Source organism: Pantoea sp. FN0307 (assembly GCF_050113815.1).
Classification (GTDB): domain Bacteria; phylum Pseudomonadota; class Gammaproteobacteria; order Enterobacterales; family Enterobacteriaceae; genus Mixta; species Mixta alhagi.
In genome coordinates this window covers 234,919-252,153 of the sequence record NZ_JBNJSO010000003.1, presented here as the reverse complement: position 1 = coordinate 252,153, position 17,235 = coordinate 234,919, and the positions used below count along the sequence as shown (strand labels likewise).

At 54.6% G+C, this 17,235-nt stretch carries 14 protein-coding genes and 1 pseudogene; 9 read left to right on the top strand and 6 right to left on the bottom strand.

Features of this window, described 5'->3' with window-relative positions; translation table 11 throughout:
• Positions 1 to 6 precede the first annotated feature (6 nt).
• On the bottom strand, positions 7 to 1,308 hold the full coding sequence (locus tag ACQE3Z_RS11650; RefSeq protein ID WP_426973930.1) for an SLC13 family permease: 1,302 nt from the start codon (positions 1,306 to 1,308) through the stop codon (positions 7 to 9).
• Between the two features lie 147 nt (positions 1,309 to 1,455).
• Here ACQE3Z_RS11650 and ACQE3Z_RS11645 point away from each other — a divergent pair, with 147 nt between their 5' ends.
• Positions 1,456 to 3,846, top strand: a complete 2,391-nt coding sequence (locus ACQE3Z_RS11645) for a phosphoketolase family protein (RefSeq protein WP_426973929.1) — start codon at positions 1,456 to 1,458, stop codon at positions 3,844 to 3,846.
• A 38-nt stretch (positions 3,847 to 3,884) separates the two neighbouring features.
• Here the strand turns inward: ACQE3Z_RS11645 and ACQE3Z_RS11640 are convergent, their stop codons facing one another.
• A complete protein-coding gene (locus tag ACQE3Z_RS11640; RefSeq protein WP_426973928.1) occupies positions 3,885 to 4,466 on the bottom strand; it encodes a LysE family translocator in 582 nt (193 codons plus the stop codon).
• A 134-nt stretch (positions 4,467 to 4,600) separates the two neighbouring features.
• Here ACQE3Z_RS11640 and ACQE3Z_RS11635 point away from each other — a divergent pair.
• Positions 4,601 to 6,070, top strand: a pseudogene (locus ACQE3Z_RS11635) (PLP-dependent aminotransferase family protein).
• A 10-nt stretch (positions 6,071 to 6,080) separates the two neighbouring features.
• On the opposite strand, the gene ACQE3Z_RS11630 reads toward ACQE3Z_RS11635, so the two are convergent.
• Entirely contained in the window at positions 6,081 to 6,704 is a 624-nt protein-coding gene (locus tag ACQE3Z_RS11630) for a glutathione S-transferase family protein (protein ID WP_250651403.1), read from the bottom strand.
• A gap of 631 nt (positions 6,705 to 7,335) precedes the next feature.
• On the opposite strand from ACQE3Z_RS11630, the gene ACQE3Z_RS11625 reads away from it, so the two are divergent.
• Positions 7,336 to 7,461 carry a hypothetical protein gene (locus ACQE3Z_RS11625; RefSeq protein ID WP_426973927.1) on the top strand — a complete coding sequence of 42 codons (126 nt, stop codon included), beginning with the start codon at positions 7,336 to 7,338 and terminating at the stop codon, positions 7,459 to 7,461.
• Positions 7,462 to 7,711: 250 nt separating this feature from the next.
• Positions 7,712 to 8,563 (top strand): PhzF family phenazine biosynthesis protein, encoded by an 852-nt coding sequence (locus ACQE3Z_RS11620; RefSeq protein ID WP_426973926.1) that lies wholly within the window; start codon positions 7,712 to 7,714, stop codon positions 8,561 to 8,563.
• Between the two features lie 62 nt (positions 8,564 to 8,625).
• On the opposite strand, the gene ACQE3Z_RS11615 is transcribed toward ACQE3Z_RS11620, so the two are convergent.
• Positions 8,626 to 9,384 (bottom strand): SDR family NAD(P)-dependent oxidoreductase, encoded by a 759-nt coding sequence (locus ACQE3Z_RS11615; RefSeq protein WP_426973925.1) that lies wholly within the window; start codon positions 9,382 to 9,384, stop codon positions 8,626 to 8,628.
• Positions 9,385 to 9,499: 115 nt separating this feature from the next.
• Between ACQE3Z_RS11615 and ACQE3Z_RS11610 the strand changes: the two genes are divergently transcribed.
• The 3 genes from ACQE3Z_RS11610 (at position 9,500) to ACQE3Z_RS11600 (ending at position 13,072) form a co-directional block, all read left to right on the top strand.
• A complete protein-coding gene (locus ACQE3Z_RS11610) occupies positions 9,500 to 10,399 on the top strand; it encodes a LysR family transcriptional regulator (protein WP_426973924.1) in 900 nt (299 codons plus the stop codon).
• A gap of 54 nt (positions 10,400 to 10,453) precedes the next feature.
• A complete protein-coding gene (gene yhjD / locus ACQE3Z_RS11605; RefSeq protein WP_426973923.1) occupies positions 10,454 to 11,458 on the top strand; it encodes an inner membrane protein YhjD in 1,005 nt (334 codons plus the stop codon).
• A gap of 282 nt (positions 11,459 to 11,740) precedes the next feature.
• The gene (locus tag ACQE3Z_RS11600) at positions 11,741 to 13,072 is read left to right on the top strand and encodes an MFS transporter (RefSeq protein WP_426973922.1); all 1,332 of its coding nucleotides are present in this window, start codon (positions 11,741 to 11,743) and stop codon (positions 13,070 to 13,072) included.
• A gap of 53 nt (positions 13,073 to 13,125) precedes the next feature.
• On the opposite strand, the gene ACQE3Z_RS11595 is transcribed toward ACQE3Z_RS11600, so the two are convergent.
• Complete coding sequence (locus tag ACQE3Z_RS11595) at positions 13,126 to 15,186, bottom strand: AsmA family protein (protein WP_426973921.1); 2,061 nt, start codon at positions 15,184 to 15,186, stop codon at positions 13,126 to 13,128.
• A gap of 53 nt (positions 15,187 to 15,239) precedes the next feature.
• Entirely contained in the window at positions 15,240 to 16,019 is a 780-nt protein-coding gene (pdeH, locus tag ACQE3Z_RS11590; RefSeq protein ID WP_426973920.1) for a cyclic-guanylate-specific phosphodiesterase, read from the bottom strand.
• On the opposite strand from pdeH, the gene ACQE3Z_RS11585 reads away from it, so the two are divergent.
• Together ACQE3Z_RS11585 and ACQE3Z_RS11580 are read left to right on the top strand one after the other, a co-directional pair.
• A complete protein-coding gene (locus ACQE3Z_RS11585; RefSeq protein WP_426973919.1) occupies positions 15,996 to 16,199 on the top strand; it encodes a hypothetical protein in 204 nt (67 codons plus the stop codon). The genes pdeH and ACQE3Z_RS11585 overlap by 24 nt on opposite strands.
• Positions 16,200 to 16,283: 84 nt before the next feature.
• Entirely contained in the window at positions 16,284 to 17,216 is a 933-nt protein-coding gene (locus ACQE3Z_RS11580; RefSeq protein WP_426974076.1) for a sugar kinase, read from the top strand.
• Positions 17,217 to 17,235 lie beyond the last annotated feature (19 nt).

The following is a 17,235-nucleotide window of genomic DNA, read 5'->3' as shown; positions in this document are numbered from 1 at the left end:
TCGCTGTTATAAATAGCCCAGCAGTTGGAACCAGCCGTAATAGAGCGGCAACAATACAACGATGCTGACCAGCGCCACCAGCAGGCAAAGCCTGAGACCGTCTCGCGCTGACACATTGCCTAATCCCATCGCCAGTACAATCGGCGAGGCCTGATAGGGCAGCAGCGGCGTGGCGTAGGCCAGCACCTGAAGCATAATGACACTGCCTAACGGAAAACCGGAAGCGGTGGCGAAACTCTGCGCCATCGGCGTAAACATCGCCGGGACGCCGTTAGCGGTTACCACAAAATTCAGGGTGCTGGTTAAAGCGCTCAGCGAAATGAAATTCACGAAAGGCGTGGCGGGATCAAGCGGCGTAATGTCCAGCAGCGCCTGCGCGATAATGTTGCCGAGGCCAGAATCAACCACCACCGCCGTCACGCCTAAAATGGCTGCGACATACAAACAGGTTCGGAAATTAACGCCGCTGGCGAACGCGTCGCTGGAAATAAAGCCCACGCGCGGCAATAAGCAGAAGCAGGCGGCGCACAGACCGATCCAGGCGGGTGAAATGCCGTGCTGGCTGTCGGTCATCCACAATATCAACGTCAACAGCAGCAGGATAATCAGACGCCACGCCTTGCCACTGAGGGCAGGCAGGCGCGCACTATGCGTCACCGCCTCAGGCCGTGCCGGAAACAGCCAGCAGATGCACAGCGTTAATATTACCCCTTTCAGTACCCCCACCACCGGTGCCTGTAAAAACAGCCACGGCATATAGCCCAGATGGAGATGATAAGCGGTTTCCGCCGCCCCGCTCATGACCAGATTTGGTACGTTGGCGGGCAGAATGCTGGCAGAGAGCTGAAAAGTGCCAAACCCCACCGCCAGCGCCAGGCCAACCCAGCCGCGGCTGCCCTCTTTTATTCCTGCCTGCTTCGCCAATGCCCCGATCACCGGCATCAGTAACGCAATGCGGCCCATATTAGAGGGCATCACAAACGCCAGCAGATAACTGATAACGATCGTTCCGCCTACCATGCGCGGCCAGCTGGCGCTTAAGCGCGGTACCAGCGCATGTGCCAGCCGATCGGCCAGCCCTACTTTGCGGATCGCCACGCCCAGAATAAAACCGCTCAGCACCAGCCAAAAGGCAGATGAGGCGAAGCCGCCAAACACGCTGGCTGCTGGCGCAATGTGCAACATCATTGCGGCGGCGAAGAACAGCAGTGCAGTAATGAATTCCGGCAGGCGCGCACTGGCCCACAGCAGAATCGTAACGGTAACCACCAGTGCAGTTAGCCACAGGTGAGAATCAGAGATAAGCACAGCGCAGCTCCTTGCCAGCACGCTAAAAAGCCTGATTTTTGGCTGATTAAGATTTCTTCTAGTAGGGTTAAAGAGTATTGATTTTCATTTCGCCCGGGTAAAGCGCTTCCTGGCCAAAATTGTGATTGTCGTCACCGGAGGAAAAGCATGACGAATGCACCTGATATCCAACAAGAACTCCAATTGCTCGATCGCTACTGGCGCGCCGCTAACTATCTGTCAGTGGGCCAAATCTATTTAATGAACAATCCCCTGCTGCGCGAGCCGCTACAGCCTGAACATATTAAACCGCGTCTGCTGGGTCACTGGGGCACCACGCCCGGCCTTAATTTTATCTATGCACACCTTAATCGCGTTATCCGCCATCGCGATCTGGATATGATCTATATCTGCGGGCCGGGCCACGGCGGGCCGGGCATGGTGGCGAATACCTGGCTGGAAGGCAGCTACAGTGAGATCTATCCGGAGATCAGCGAAGACGCTATCGGCATGCAGCGACTGTTTAAGCAGTTCTCCTTTCCCGGCGGTATTCCCAGCCACGCCGCGCCGGAAACCCCAGGCTCGATTAACGAAGGCGGCGAGCTGGGCTATTCCCTGTCACACGCCTTTGGCGCGGTGTTCGATTATCCCGATCTGATTGCCGCTTGCGTGATTGGCGACGGCGAAGCGGAAACCGGCCCGCTCTCTTCCAGCTGGCACGGCATTAAATTCCTCAACGCCGCCCGCGACGGCGCCGTGCTGCCGATTCTGCATCTCAACGGCTATAAAATTGCCAATCCGACGCTGCTTGGGCGCAGCAGCGATGAAGACCTGCATCAGCTATTCAACGGCTACGGTTATGAACCGCTGTTTGTCTGCGGCGACGAGCCAGAGAAAATGCACCGGCAGATGGCGGAAACGCTGGATAACGCCTGCGATAAGATCCACGAGTATCAACGCCGCGCCCGCAGCGGCGACGCGCCGGAAGCGATCCCGCGCTGGCCAATGATTATTCTGCGGAGTCCGAAAGGCTGGACCGGCCCGAAAACGGTAGAGGGCAAAAAGGTTGAGGATTTCTGGCGCGCGCATCAGGTGCCGGTCTCTTCCTGCCGTGAGAATCAAGAGCATCGTCAAATTCTGGAGCAGTGGATGCGCAGCTATCAGCCGGACGATCTGTTCGATGAACAGGGCAGGCTGAAGCCGGAGCTGCGTGCGCTCGCCCCGCAGGGGGAAAAGCGCATGGGCGCATCGCCTTATGCCAACGGCGGACGGCTACGCCGCGAGCTGGATACGCCTGATATCCGCGAGTTTGCCGTGAAGGTCACCACGCCTGGCGAAAAGCAGGTGCAGTCCACCGAAATTCTGGGGCAATATCTGCGCGCGATTTTCCAGCGTAATAAAGATAATTTCCGTCTGTTTGGCCCTGACGAAACCGCATCCAACCGTCTGGGCGACGTGTTCGACGTTACTAACCGCACCTGGATGGAGGAAGTCAGGTCTTACGATGAACAGCTGGCGCGCGATGGCCGGGTCATGGAGATCCTGAGCGAGCATCAGTGTCAGGGCTGGCTGGAGGGCTATCTGCTGACCGGACGTCACGGCCTGTTTAACTGCTATGAAGCCTTTATTCACATCATCGATTCGATGTTTAACCAACATGCGAAGTGGCTGAAAGTCACGCGCAAGCTGCCGTGGCGCGAGCCGGTATCCTCGCTGAATTATCTGCTCTCTTCTCACGTCTGGCGACAGGACCATAACGGCTACAGTCACCAGGACCCTGGCTTTATGGACCATGTCGCCAACAAAAAAGCTGATATTGTGCGCATCTATCTGCCGCCAGACGCTAACACGCTGCTGTGGGTAGGCGATCACTGTCTGAAAACCTGGGACCGCATTAACGTTATCGTGGCGGGCAAGCAGCCGGAGCCACAGTGGCTGACCATGGATCAGGCTATCAAACATTGTGAAGCGGGTCTGGGAATTTGGTCGTGGGCAGGCACTGAACAGCCAGGAGACGAGCCGGATGTGGTGATGGCCTGTGCCGGCGATGTACCTACCATGGAAACCCTGGCGGCAGTGGATCTGCTTAAAACCTGGTTGCCGGAGCTGAAAGTTCGCGTCGTCAACGTAGTAGACCTGATGGCGCTGCAAACCCAGGATCAGCACCCGCACGGCATGGAAGATGCCCAGTTTGACCAGATATTTACCCGCGATAAACCGGTAATCTTCGCATTTCATGGCTATCCCAGCCTGGTTCACCGGCTCACTTATCAGCGCAACAACCACCATAACTTCCATGTGCGCGGCTTTATGGAAGAAGGCACCACCACTACGCCGTTCGATATGACGGTGATGAATGAACTGGATCGCTATCACCTGGCGCAGGAGGCCATCCAGCGTATTCCATCGCTAACAGGCAAAGTGGATCACATCCTTGACGCGCTGGCAGAGAAAATTGCCGAACATCATCGTTACGTGCGCGAACATGGCGAAGACTTGCCGGAAGTACGCAACTGGAAATGGCCATCGCAGCAGGGCAGCAGCGACGTGCCGGAATAATCTTTGGGCGGCCTCCTGCGTGGGGCCGCTTTTTTCACTTACCGCCATACCTCATACAGCATCCACAGCGCCGTCAGCGCCAGCGAACCGGCCATTACGCTATTAAACAGACGTCGTTTCCACTCCACCGTCAGCAGCACGCGCAGCCGTTCGCCCAGAAACGCCCAGAGTAAAATGCAGGGCAGATTCAGTAGCGCATATCCTGTCAGCACGGTAACAATGCCGTTATCGGCGATATAGAGCAGCGCCACATTGCTGACCATCAGCCATGCCTTGGGGTTAATCGCCTGAAACAGCGCGCCGCCTAGCGTGGTCATGGGTCGTGCTTTGGCCTGTAGCGTAGGCGCTGCCGAACGCCAGATTTTCCAGGATAACCACAGCATCCAACCACAGCCCAGCAGCGTTAACGGTTTGCGGATCTCCTGCATCCAGCCCAGCAGCAAATCCAGCGCCAGTGCCAACAGCAGCAGCTGCACCATGCAGCCCAGCAAAAAACCGCCGATCATCGGCAGCGTGCGACGCAAACCAAAGTTAACGCCAGAGGTCGCCAGTAACAGATTGTTCGGCCCAGGGGTTATCGACATTACGGTGACATAGCTGAAAAAAGAGGGATCGATCATGGCAGGCTCCAGGCTGATAACAGAAGCTTTATGTTATGCAGCGCCGGAGAATGGTAACAGAGACAGCAAAAGACTATTGTAATGGGTACAAAGCCTGTTTGATAAAATTGTACCCCACCGTTCAGGGAGCAACTGTGTCCATCGATCTCAGCGAAAACCGGCGTTATCAGCAGCTGGCGGATAATTTTGCCAGCGCCATTCATGACGGCACCTGGCTGCCAGGCAGCCGTTTGCCGGCGATTCGCCGGGTGGCAATGGCGCAGCAGGTCAGCATCAATACCGTTCTGAGCGCCTGGCGGCTGCTGGAAGATCGCGGGCTGATTGAGTCACGCCCGCAGTCCGGTTATTACGTGCGCAGCATGCTGCCCGCGCCGGAAAAAAGTCCGGGCTATCTGACCACCATCAGCACGCCGGGGCAGGCCAAGCTGGATCTGATTGATACGGTGTTTGCGGCGCAGAATCACCCCGACTATATCAATATCTCCCTGGCCTGCCCGCGTGATGGCGACTTCTACCCCACGGCCAAACTGGCGCGTATTACCGCCTCGCTGCTACGCCGCCATCCGCAGATTATCGGACGCTATGCGCTGCCGCCGGGTAGCGAAACCTTACGTAAAGAGATCGCGCGGCGCGCCAGCTATATGGGTATGAAACTCACAGCCGAAAGCGTTACGCTGACGCATGGTTGTATGGAAGCGCTACAGCTGGCGCTGCGCGCCACGACGCGTCCGGGCGACTGCGTGGGCCTGGAGACGCCGACCTACTTTTTCCTGTTTCCGCTGCTCTCCAGTCTTGGTCTGAAGATGCTGGAAATCCCTACCGATCCACAAACCGGCCTGTCGCTGGATGCGCTGGAGATGGTGTTACAGGAAGGTCGTATTCAGGCGCTGATCGCCATGCCCGGCCTGCAAAACCCGTTGGGCTGTAGCATGACGCCGGAAAATAAAAAGCGGCTGGCGGCGCTGATGAATCAATGGCAGGTGCCGCTGATTGAGGATGGTTTATATGATGAACTGCAGTTCCGCGAGCCACAGCTGCCGACGGTAAAGGCGTTCGATCGCGACGGCTGGGTGATCTACTGCACCAGCTTTACCAAAACGGTGGCCCCGGACTTTCGTATCGGCTGGATGGCGGCAGGCCGCTACAGCAAAGAGATTGCCCGGCTGAAAGCCTTCTCTTCTATGGCGGAATCGGCGTTGCTGTGCGAGACGCTGGCACAGTTTCTGGCTACCGGCGGCTACGATCGTCACCTGCGATCGCTGCGCCGTCGCTATGCTGCCAATCTGGATGAAGCGCGGGCGTTAATTGCGCAGCATTTTCCGGTTGGCACCCGCGCCACGCTGCCACAGGGCGGCTTTGTTTTCTAGATAACGCTGCCGGACAGCATTGATACCGAGACGCTGTTTCATCGATTGTTGCAGGAAAAAATCTGCCTGACGCCCGGCGCGCTTTACACCCTGAGCGATCGCGCTAATCATGCAGTACGTCTTTCCTGCTGTTATCCCTTTGACGATCGTTATCGTTACGCCATCAGTCGTGCGGGCGCGGTGGCCTGTGAAATGAGCGGGTTGCCCGCTGGCGCGGTTGAGCCCCGGCAGGCTTGATCCTCTGCCTTTACGGGATACCGTTGCGCCCCCATTTTACGTAACCTTCCCGCCCGGTAAGCCGTTCATAATAGGCGCGAACGGCGGGATAATTTGCATGCTCAAGCGGCGTTTCATACCAGCGGTTAACCGACAGGCCAATAGGAATATCCGCCAGGCTAAAGCGATCGCCTGCAATATAGCGTCCGGTTTTTTCCAGCTGCTGATTTAAAATCCCCATGGTGTAAGTCCAGCCTTTACAGGCGGCGGCCAGCAGCCGTTCGTTCTGATGGGCGGGCGACTGACGCACCAGCGCCATAAAGGCGTAGCGCCAAGCCGTATTCAGTTCGGTGGCCTGCCAGTCTATCCAGCGATCAACCAGCGCACGCGCACGCGGGGCAGTCGGATAAAGCCATTCACCCTGGTAAGCGTTTGCCAGGTAGCGAATGATGGTATTCGATTCCCACAGCACAAAGTCTTCATCTTTGATCACCGGTATCATCGCATTAGGATTCAGCGCCAGGAAGCGCGCCTCATGGGTAGATTTGAACCCCTGGCCCCACTCTTCCCGCTGATAAGGCAGGGAAAGCTCGTCGCATAGCCAGAGCACTTTACGCACGTTGATAGAGGAGGCGCGTCCTAATATTGTCAGCATCAATTCAGCCCTGAATTTTTATATGGTTACTCTATTCATAGTGGTTGCCGTTGACGTTAGCAACGTAAACAGGGTAGTAATCAGTTTTCTGCCGTTATCAGGGCGCCCCTCTTCGCAAAATCTGGATGAAACGTGGCCGCTTATTGCCTGGCACGCCCCGATCGGTATCCACACAGGTATAGGGGTCTGTGAAATAAGCGTATGCTCCACAAGTTAAAATATTATGTCTAAAATCTTCATTGTCTCTATATATAAGATAGTTTTATCTTTTAGCAAAAGGTGATGCTTCTCATAAAATATGAATTAATCGATCTAATCACATAAAAAGCCAGCTTTTATTATCTGATTAACTGACGCTATGACATTCATGTCTCTCAATAATTAAGCATTGGGATAATCATGGGAAATTTAAAAAAAAGTGCCATATCTAATATAGTGGGATTATGCTTCAGTATATTACTTGCTCATCTTTCTTCATTGAGAATAATGTACGATGGCAGTTATCAACATACATGGGATGTTATTACTATCGTGATGGTATTCTTCGGCATCAAATATATAACAGTGTTACTCATTGACTTTATCTTCAAAAACAAACGACCATGAAAGCAAACTACACGAGGAAAATAAAATGAAAGAAATTCCTTTGAGCGTATTAAATAAAATAACTGGAGCCAGAGGAGCTCCTGCTACACCAGCTAATAACATTGGCGCATCTATGATTACAGGAGCTTTAGCTGGCATGTATTTGGGTTAGTTAAAAACCTGCTTATTCCCCCCCATCAAAAAAACCTTTAAGCGGCAAAAAATATATTGCCGCTTTCTGGGATAATTAACGTACCTGGAAAAACCTGCTTATCGAAAAACTTGCTTATCCAGTAATTACTGACCAGCTTGTAAGAAAAGTGAGTTGGGGACCAGAAGCAAGGTATAAAGCAATCTAAATATTGACGTTAGCAACCTAAACAGGGTAGTAATCAGTTTTCTGGATCAACGTTGGGATGGTTATGGCACTCACTCTTCCGTTTAAGCAGGTCGATGTTTTCAGTAATATCGCTTTCTGTGGTAATCCACTGGCGGTGATCCTTGATGCCAGCGCGCTGAGCGATGCGCAAATGCAGGCTATCGCCCGCTGGACTAACCTGTCTGAAACCACCTTTGTCCTGCCGCCTCAGCATCCTGACGCTGATTATCGGGTGCGCATTTTTACTATTGAGGGCGAGCTGCCGTTTGCCGGTCATCCTACGCTGGGTACGGCGCACGCGCTGCTGGAGGCGGGCCACCCGGTTAAAACGCCGGGCCGTATGGTGCAGGAATGCGGCGTGGGGCTGGTGTCCATTTCTGTGGCCGCCAACGGCGATCTGGCCTTTGCCGCGCCGGAGGCGGTGCTAACCGGCTGGGAGCATCCCGGCATCGCCGCCGCCCTGAACAGCGAAGCTTTTGATATGCAGCAGGCGGTGACAATTGTTGATATGGGTATCCGCTGGTTGCTGGTGCCAATGGCCTCGGCGCAGGCGGTGCTGGATATTGTTCCCGACGTACCGCGTCTGGCGCAGCTGTTGCAGGATGCCGGGGTCTCTGGCGTGATGCCGTTTGGCCCGGCCAGCGACGGCAAAGTGCAATATGAGGTGCGCGGATTGCTGGTGGAACAGGGCGCGTTAACGGAAGATCCCGTTACCGGCAGCGCCAATGCCTGCCTGGCGCGTTATCTGGCGGCACAGGGCCGCCCGCATGATTATCTGGCGCGTCAGGGCACCGTTATTCAGCGTAACGGCCTGGTTTCCGTTCAGTACCGCGATGATGGCATCTGGATCGGCGGCAAAGTCGTTACTCTTATTGACGGCACCCTGACGGTGTAAATCTTATGCGGCCAGTGCGGAAGCCCTCCGCCTGGCCTGCCATCATCATCGCCTGTTCAGGGTTACAGAAACATGCCGCCAGATGCCTCGATGCGCTGGGCGGTGATCCAACCGGTATCTTCACTAAGCAGTGCAGCCACGGCACGTCCAATATCATCCGGCTGTCCGGCGCGTCCCATAGCAGTTTGCGCAGCGATCCAGGCATTAACCTCCGGATTATCGCGCACCGAACCGCCGCCAAAATCGGTTTCGATCGCACCGGGCGCCAGAATATTTACCGCAATACCGCGCGGCCCCAGTTCACGCGCCTGATAGCGCGTCAGCACTTCCATTGCGCCTTTCATTGATGCGTATGCCGCATAGCCGGGCGGGCTAAAACGCGCCAGTCCGCTGGAAACGTTGAGAATGCGGCCGCCGTCATTAATCAACGGCAGAAGACGCTGTGTCAGAAAAAAGGGACCTTTGAAATGGGTGAGCATCAGCGTATCGAATTGCTGCTCGCTGGTTTCAGCAAAAGCGTTGTACATGCCAACGCCTGCATTATTGAACAGATAATCAAAGCGCTCACGTTGCCACTTCGTGCGCAGCGTCTGCTGCAGGCGTTCGATAAAATCTGCGAAGCTCGGCACCTCAGCCACATCCAGCTGCAGTGCCACAGCGCGCTGGCCCAGAGCATGAATGGCTTCGACCACTTTTTCTGCTTCCTGCTGCTGTTGACGCCAGGTAATTATCACATCAACGCCTTTTTCCGCCAGTTTCAGCGCCGCATTACGTCCTAAACCCCGGCTGCCACCAGTTATCAATACAATTTTATCGCTCATGATGCGTCTCCTGCCTTTTTATCGCTTAAAAATCCAGCATATTGAAAACATTTTGTGCGATAAACTATGCTAATAACGTTTCACTGTTTCATTCCTGATAACAAACGGTGCATAAATGGATAAAATTCACGCAATGAAAGTGTTTGTCACGGTGGCGGAGATGGAGAGCTTTACCCGCGCGGCAGAAAGCCTTGGACTACCGAAAGGCAGCCTGTCGCGTCAGGTGCAGGCGCTGGAAGATGGATTAGGCACACGTCTGCTGCATCGCACTACCCGACGCGTACAGCTTACTCAGGATGGGCTGGCCTATTACGAACGCTGCCGCGATGTGCTGGCAACGCTGGAGGAGATGGATGCGCTGTTTCAGAACGAACCGGCCACGCTAAGCGGCCGCCTGCGGGTAGATATGCCGGTGGCGCTGGCGACCGATATCGTTATTCCACAGCTGCCGCAGTTCCTGCAGCACTATCCTGGCCTGGAACTGGAGCTAAGCAGCAGCGATCGACAGGTGGATGTGATTCGGGAAGGCTTTGACTGCGTGGTGCGCGTCGGCCAGCTTCAGGATTCCGGCCTGATGAGCCGTACGCTGGGCCTGCTGCAAATGGCAAACTGCGCCAGCCCCAGCTATCTGATGCGTTTTGGCATGCCGCTGCGGCTGGAAGAGCTTTCACAGCACGCGATGGTGCATTACAGCCAGCAATTTGGCGGCGCGCCCGCAGGCTTTGAATATTATGACGGTCAGCGCAGCCATTTTATCCAGACCGGCGGCGCGCTGACGGTTAACTCGACGCAAGCTTATCGTCACGCCTGCCTTGCCGGGCTGGGTATTATTCAGGCACCGCGTCACGGTATTCAGCCGCTGCTGGAAAATCAGCAACTGGTGGAAGTGCTGCCCGGTTTCCACGCCCGCGCTATGCCGCTGTCACTGCTTTGGCCGCACCGCCGCAATCTGGCCCAGCGGGTGAGAGTTTTTATGGAATGGCTGACGCAGCTGTTGAAAGGCTACGTTGCGTAACAGCGCGGCTATAATGACAAGCTAAAGCCCTAAACAAAAGGATGATTCCGGTTGATGACGGACAAAAACGCCCAGCCTCCTGTTGAGCAGGCAGAAGAGAAACCCCTGATTAATATCAAGACTGGCAACGCTACGGTTGATCGCTCGATTAGCCGGGTTTCACATTTTATAAGGTGGTTTCAGGCGATCCCGGCGGTAGCGCATTTTATTCGCGCCGGAGCACGTTTTACCGATCGCATGGGCAGCCAGTTTGGCGCCGCAATTACCTATTTCTCGTTTTTATCGCTGATCCCGATTCTGATGGTCTCTTTTGCAGCGGTGGGTTTTGTGCTGGCGTCGCATCCAACGTTGCTGAACGAATTGATTGAACGCATCGCCAACAGCATCAGCGATCCCACGTTAGCCAGCACGTTAAAAAATACGGTCAAAACGGCCGTTCAGCAGCGTACCACGGTGGGTATCACCGGTCTGCTGGTCGCGCTCTATTCAGGTCTTAACTGGATGGGCAACCTACGTGAAGCGATTCGCGCCCAGTCGCGTGACGTTTTTGAACGGGGTAAGGAGGATAAAGAAAAAATCTACTTTAAATATACCCGCGACTTTATTTCCCTGACCGGGCTGGTGCTGGCGCTGATTATTACTTTGTCGCTGACCTCTATCGCTGGCTCAGCGCAGGATGCGATTGTGCGGGCGCTGGGACTGGAAGATATCGAATGGCTGCGTCCGGCGATGACGCTGATTGCTCTCTCGATTTCTATTTGCGCCAACTATTTGCTGTTTCTGTGGATTTTCTGGATCCTGCCGCGCCATCGTCCCCATAAAAAAGCGCTGCTGCGTGGCACGCTGCTGGCGGCAATCGGCTTTGAGATCATTAAATTTATTATGACCATGACCCTGCCGAAGTTGGCCGCTTCGCCCTCCGGAGCTGCTTTTGGCTCAGTGCTGGGGCTGATGGCGTTTTTCTACTTCTTTGCTCGCCTGACGCTGTTTTGCGCTGCCTGGATTGCCACTGCCAACTATAAAGATGACCCCCAGCTGGAACTACGCAAGAAAAAATAGCCCATGCACGACGCGGTATATCAGACGAAAATACCGCGTCGTGTACACTATTTAAGCAACAGTTAGCATGAATAACTAACCCCTCACTTTTATTTTCCCGTTTTGCAGTGATTCCCGCCAGAAAACCAGCCATTCACCCTGCCATCCGCCGATAAAGCTTTATTGTTAAAAATTATCCTCTTTTCACCTGCTGAAGCCAGCCGTGACGCGGCTTTTCACCGTTGAACGCGCCTGAGGCAGTGCGTAAGATTCCTGAACACGATTTACAAATAAGAAACAATTATGCAAGCATCCATCGCTCCAACAATCGATACTGAAAACGACAACGCTCAGGTTAACTCGCGCAGTAAAGTGGTTATTGCGTCGCTGGTGGGAACCGCTATCGAATTCTTCGATTTCTATATTTATGCCACCGCCGCAGTGATTGTTTTCCCACATATTTTCTTTCCGCAGGGTGACGCCACCGTCGCCACGCTACAGTCGCTGGCAACTTTCGCCATTGCTTTTATCGCGCGCCCTATCGGCTCAGCGCTATTTGGTCATTTCGGCGATCGTGTGGGTCGTAAGGCCACGCTGGTTGCCTCGCTGTTAACCATGGGGATCTCTACGGTAGTTATTGGTCTGCTGCCCGGCTACGCTACCATTGGCGTTTTTGCACCGCTGCTGCTGGCGCTGGCGCGCTTTGGTCAGGGGTTGGGTCTGGGCGGCGAATGGGGCGGCGCAGCGCTGCTGGCAACGGAAAACGCGCCCGCGAAGAAACGCGCGCTCTATGGCTCTTTTCCGCAGCTTGGCGCGCCGATTGGCTTCTTCTTTGCCAACGGCACCTTCCTGCTGCTCTCCTGGCTGTTAACTGACGAGCAGTTTATGAGCTGGGGCTGGCGTGTGCCGTTTGTGCTGTCGGCGGTGCTGGTGATTATTGGCCTTTACGTGCGCGTGTCGCTGCATGAAAGTCCGGTATTCGCTAAAGTGCAGAAAGAGAAAAAGCAGGTACGCATTCCCATCGGTACACTGCTGAGCAAGCATCTGGGTGCAACGATCCTTGGCACCTTTATCATGCTGGCGACCTACACGCTGTTTTATATTATGACCGTTTATTCAATGAGCTATGGCACCGCGCCGGTTCCAGCCGGTCTCGGCTTTTCACGCAACAGCCTGTTGTGGATGCTGATGGTGGCAGTGATCGGTTTTGGCGTGATGGTGCCGATCGCCGGTCTTCTGGCTGACCGCTATGGTCGCCGTAAAACCATGATCGTGATTACGTTGGGGATTCTGGTTTTTGCGCTGCTGTTCCCGTCGCTGATGGCATCTGGCAGCCAGACGATGATGATGGTGTTTCTGCTGCTCGGCCTGAGCATTATGGGCCTGACTTTTGGCCCGATGGGCGCGCTGCTGCCGGAGCTGTTCCCCACAGAGGTGCGTTATACCGGCGCGTCATTTTCATACAATCTGTCGTCGATTCTCGGCGCATCGGTAGCACCTTATATCGCCGCCTGGCTTAACGCTAATTACGGCCTGTTTGCCGTCGGTCTCTATCTGGCGGCAATGGCATTGCTCACGCTCATTGCGCTAATCGCCTGTAAAGAGACGCGCCATCAAACGCTATATGAGGCGTAACCAAAAGCGGTAATAAAAAAGGCGTCTAAATGACGCCTTTTTTACGTTGCGCGTTACTTCTGCTCCTTCATTTGCTGTAAGACATTCACGCACTGATTGTCTTCATTATCGCTGGGGGAAATCAGCGCCAGTAGCGCTGCTGCCGGAGTCAGTACCGTGCCTAACGCTACTGCCGCCGCGCCGCGCGCCAGCAGCGGGCCTTTTTTCACGCCTGCATCCGGGTTTTTAAAGGTACCGCGCACGTATAGCGGCGAGCGCAGAGTAACAATACGTACGCCTTTGCTTTCCGGATTGATAGAGAGATCCATGCGCTCATTGGCAAAGTTAACGTTACCGGAAAGGTAAACCACGGCATTCGTGGTATCAAAAACAAACAGCCGCGACGAGGCAACGCCGTTACGCACCTCCAGATTGGCGGCTGCACAGTTGATACGCACTTCTTCATCGCCAAACAGCTTGCCCACCACGTAGTTACCCACGTTCAGACCAATAATCTCCATCAGGCTACGGCTGATCACGCCCTCGTTCATCAGCAGCTTCATATCGCCATCGCTGGTAGCCAACAGATCCGCTACGGAATTGCCGGTGCCGCTTAACTTCGCATCGCCATTCAACTCACCCATACTGCTACGCATCGCCTCTACGTCCGGTAAAAGCTGGCGCAGATGCAACCGACGAGCATGCAGGTCAGCCCGGCCACGCATGGGCGTTCGGCTACCTTCCAGACGAATAGTTGAATTGATAGAGCCGCCCGCAATGCCAAAGCGCAGCGGATCCAACAGCAGATCGCCATCTTTTAGCTGTAAATGGGTATAAAGATCGCTTAACGGTAGCGAATTACTGTGCTCGATACGCTTGCCGCTGAATTTCACATCAGCATCCATTACGTCCCAGTTTTTAGTATCGAAACGATCATGCGGCAGCACACGATCGGCAGGTTGATTGCTGTTGTCGCTACCTTTTGCTTTTGTACGCTTGCTGCTGTCGCTGTCTTTGCCAGAATCCACGCCAATCAGCGGCCCTAAATCCGCCATGCGTAGCTGGCGAGACTCTACTTCCCCGCTCAGCTTCGGTCGCGGTTTGCCCTGCGTATAGGTCAGCGTGCCGTGAACATCGCTATCGCCGATATGACCATTGAAATTCTCGTAATGGTAAACGGTAGCGCCCTTTTCACGGAATTTTACTTTCAGATGACCATCGGTCTCATATGGCGGGGTATCCGGCAGCAGTACGCCGGTTAAATCGTAAAGGTTAGCCAGCGTATCGCCGGAAAAACGCACGCGCAGATCCAGCCCGCCCAGATTACGCGGATCCTGCAGGCTGCCGGTAATCCCGACGCGCGTCGAGCCATTGCGTACCTCAGCCTGCACCGGGAAAGGCGTCGTTTTGCTGCGCAACGACAGCATGCCGCCCAGCTTACCGCTTCCCTCAAGCTGCTGATCGTTCCAGGTGCCGCTGGCGCGCCAGCCAAAGATGAAATCCGCTGCGCCCTTCTGCTTATCATCGCCGCCAGCAATCTGGCTATAAGCCACCGGCTTGCCCAGCGGATCCACTTCCATTTTCACATTGGCTTTATTAATGGCATCGCGCCAGGCGATATGCGCCCGATCAAACACAATATTATCCAGGCGAAAAGACCAGGCGGAAGGCTGCTGCTCCGTCTCTGGCTGGTCGCTGCTGGCGAGTTCAAAGGTCCAGTTGTTCTTTTTATCGGCGGTTTGGATCAGGCGGGCGTTTGGCTGCTGAAGCTTGATCCAGGGAATAAAAATCTCTTTGTGCAGCAGCGCCAGCGGTGAAATTGTCGCGTCGGCACGCTGTAAGTGCACCATTGTGACGTCAGGAATATCGGGCGGATTGCCCAGAACAATATCTTCGGCATGTATTTGCGGCCAGGGCACCCAACGACGCCAGCCCGGCTCATCGCGGTTGCGCACCCAGTTAACGCCAAGGTCGCCGCGAATCGCGAAAGGTCGGTTCAGCTCCGTAGAGACTTTCTGGTTGATGGTTGGCTTCAGGCGATTCCAGTCGAAGGTTGCGATTACAACCACAATCACCACAACCAGCAAACAAAAAATCCCAATAACCCAGCTGGTAACTTTTCCTGTGCGTGACATCTCCATCTCCTTACCTGCAATCTATCTGGTAAAGATAGTAGAGAGGAGACAAATCAGCATCCGGCAAGCTGAAACGGCAGATTAACCAGTTCATCAAAAGGCTGCGGACGCGCAAAGAAATAGCCCTGCGCAGCGAAAGCGGGCGAATTGCGCACCTGCTCCCACTCTTCGGCCGTCTCCACTCCTTCGACAATCACCCCTTTACAGTAGCGATTAATCAGCGCCAGCAGTGATGTAAACAGGCAGCGGCCCTCTTCGCTGTTACGCAACAGAATAAACAGCTCGCGTGCCAGCTTGATGTAATCGTAGCTTAGCTCTGTCAGCGCAGAAAAGTTCGCCATGCCGGAGCCAAAGTCGTCCAGCCACAGCGCGCCCAGTTCCGGCATCTGCACCACCATCTCTTCCTGCGGCAGAACATGATGCTCAACCAGCTCAAAGCGAACCCAGGGCAGGCGGGCAATCAGCGCACGCAGCGGCGCGTGATGCTGAATCGCCAGTAGCGCCGGCCCGTCGATATTCACCGACGCAACACATCCGGCATCTTCGAAAAAGCGTTCCCGCTGGCTTAGCAGCTCCAGCTGTTCCTGAATAACATATAAGCGTTGGGGAATATCCAGTGCAGCGAAATAGCGTTCCGGCGACAGTTTCTGACCCGGCGCAGACGCATGCGACACCGCAGTCAGTAGCTCAATTGCCATCAGGCGGCCCGTAACCTGATAAATCGGTTGGAAGGTGTAAAAACGCTGGCATCCCAGCCAATAGTGCCGCTGTTCTTGATGTTGTTGCATGACAATTGAGGAAGGAAGCCGATGACTTATTTTATTCATCATCATGATTTTTATCCTGATAGTCAGGCCCTGTTCCTGAGTCAATCGCAGCATACTGGTAAAGTTTTCGGAGCCAGCGCTGCGTTGAAGGCAGCTACTTTAACAGCAAGAAACCTTTTCAATCGTAACAATAACATGGTGATTTATTGCTTTATCGCTGCTTATCTCAGCAAATTAACAACTTAAGTTAAATTAAAACGCTGTTTTAAAATATTGACTCACCGCCGCGCTCGGTGGAGACTAAAGCCTTTTATTACGGGGGTGATTATGATGGCAGGGAAAAAAATAGCGGTAATCGGCGAGTGCATGATCGAACTTTCATCACAGGGAGAGGCGCTGAAGCGAGGCTTTGGCGGCGATACGCTGAACACCGCCGTCTATATTGCACGTCAAACGCAGGCTGATCAGCTGACGGTCGAGTACATTACCGCACTGGGCAACGATAATTTCAGCAGTGAAATGCTTGCCGCATGGCAGCAGGAAGGCGTGCAGACCGGGCTGGTTCAGCGCCTGGATAACCGCTTGCCTGGCCTGTACGTGATTGAAACTGATGCGCACGGCGAACGCACCTTTAGCTACTGGCGTAATGAAGCCGCTGCGCGTTTCTGGCTGCAAAGCCCACAGGCAGAGGCGATTTGCCAGCAGCTGGCGCAATTCGATTATCTCTATCTCAGCGGCATCAGCCTGGCGATTCTGTCAGCAGAAGATCGGCAGCGGCTGATGACACTGCTCTCTGCCTGTCGCGCTAACGGCGGCAAAGTCATCTTTGATAACAACTATCGACCACGCCTTTGGGCAAGCCGCGAGGCGGCGCAGCAGGCCTATCAGGCCATGCTCAGCTGCACCGATATCGCTTTTCTGACGCTGGATGATGAAACCGCGCTATGGGATGAAGCGCCTGTAGAGCAGGTGATTGCCCGCACTCGCGCCGCCGGCGTAAGCGAAATCGTTATCAAGCGCGGCGCGGATGCCTGTCTGGTGGCGCTGAACGATGAGCCGCTGCTGGAAGTACCGGCCATCCGGCTGGAAAAAGAAAAAATTATCGATACCACCGCAGCGGGCGACTCCTTTAGCGCAGGCTATCTGGCGGTGCGGCTGTGCGGAGGCAGCGCGCAGGAAGCGGCGCAGCGTGGTCACCTGACTGCCAGCACGGTTATCCAGCATCGCGGCGCAATTATTCCGCTTAATGCTATGCCGCGCTAAAAGCGGCGCTTATGCTGTA

What these genes read in the sequence shown, in the direction of transcription:
- yhjD (WP_426973923.1), top strand. Translation starts at nt 10,454, where the DNA reads ATGACGGACAAAAACGCCCAGCCTCCTGTTGAGCAGGCAGAAGAGAAA.
- ACQE3Z_RS11625 (WP_426973927.1), top strand. Translation starts at nt 7,336, where the DNA reads ATGAAAGAAATTCCTTTGAGCGTATTAAATAAAATAACTGGAGCCAGA.
- ACQE3Z_RS11640 (WP_426973928.1), bottom strand. Translation starts at nt 4,466, where the DNA reads ATGATCGATCCCTCTTTTTTCAGCTATGTCACCGTAATGTCGATAACC.
- ACQE3Z_RS11630 (WP_250651403.1), bottom strand. Translation starts at nt 6,704, where the DNA reads ATGCTGACAATATTAGGACGCGCCTCCTCTATCAACGTGCGTAAAGTG.
- ACQE3Z_RS11645 (WP_426973929.1), top strand. Translation starts at nt 1,456, where the DNA reads ATGACGAATGCACCTGATATCCAACAAGAACTCCAATTGCTCGATCGC.
- ACQE3Z_RS11615 (WP_426973925.1), bottom strand. Translation starts at nt 9,384, where the DNA reads ATGAGCGATAAAATTGTATTGATAACTGGTGGCAGCCGGGGTTTAGGA.
- ACQE3Z_RS11610 (WP_426973924.1), top strand. Translation starts at nt 9,500, where the DNA reads ATGGATAAAATTCACGCAATGAAAGTGTTTGTCACGGTGGCGGAGATG.
- ACQE3Z_RS11585 (WP_426973919.1), top strand. Translation starts at nt 15,996, where the DNA reads ATGACTTATTTTATTCATCATCATGATTTTTATCCTGATAGTCAGGCC.
- pdeH (WP_426973920.1), bottom strand. Translation starts at nt 16,019, where the DNA reads ATGATGATGAATAAAATAAGTCATCGGCTTCCTTCCTCAATTGTCATG.
- ACQE3Z_RS11620 (WP_426973926.1), top strand. Translation starts at nt 7,712, where the DNA reads ATGGCACTCACTCTTCCGTTTAAGCAGGTCGATGTTTTCAGTAATATC.
- ACQE3Z_RS11595 (WP_426973921.1), bottom strand. Translation starts at nt 15,186, where the DNA reads ATGTCACGCACAGGAAAAGTTACCAGCTGGGTTATTGGGATTTTTTGT.
- ACQE3Z_RS11600 (WP_426973922.1), top strand. Translation starts at nt 11,741, where the DNA reads ATGCAAGCATCCATCGCTCCAACAATCGATACTGAAAACGACAACGCT.
- ACQE3Z_RS11580 (WP_426974076.1), top strand. Translation starts at nt 16,284, where the DNA reads ATGGCAGGGAAAAAAATAGCGGTAATCGGCGAGTGCATGATCGAACTT.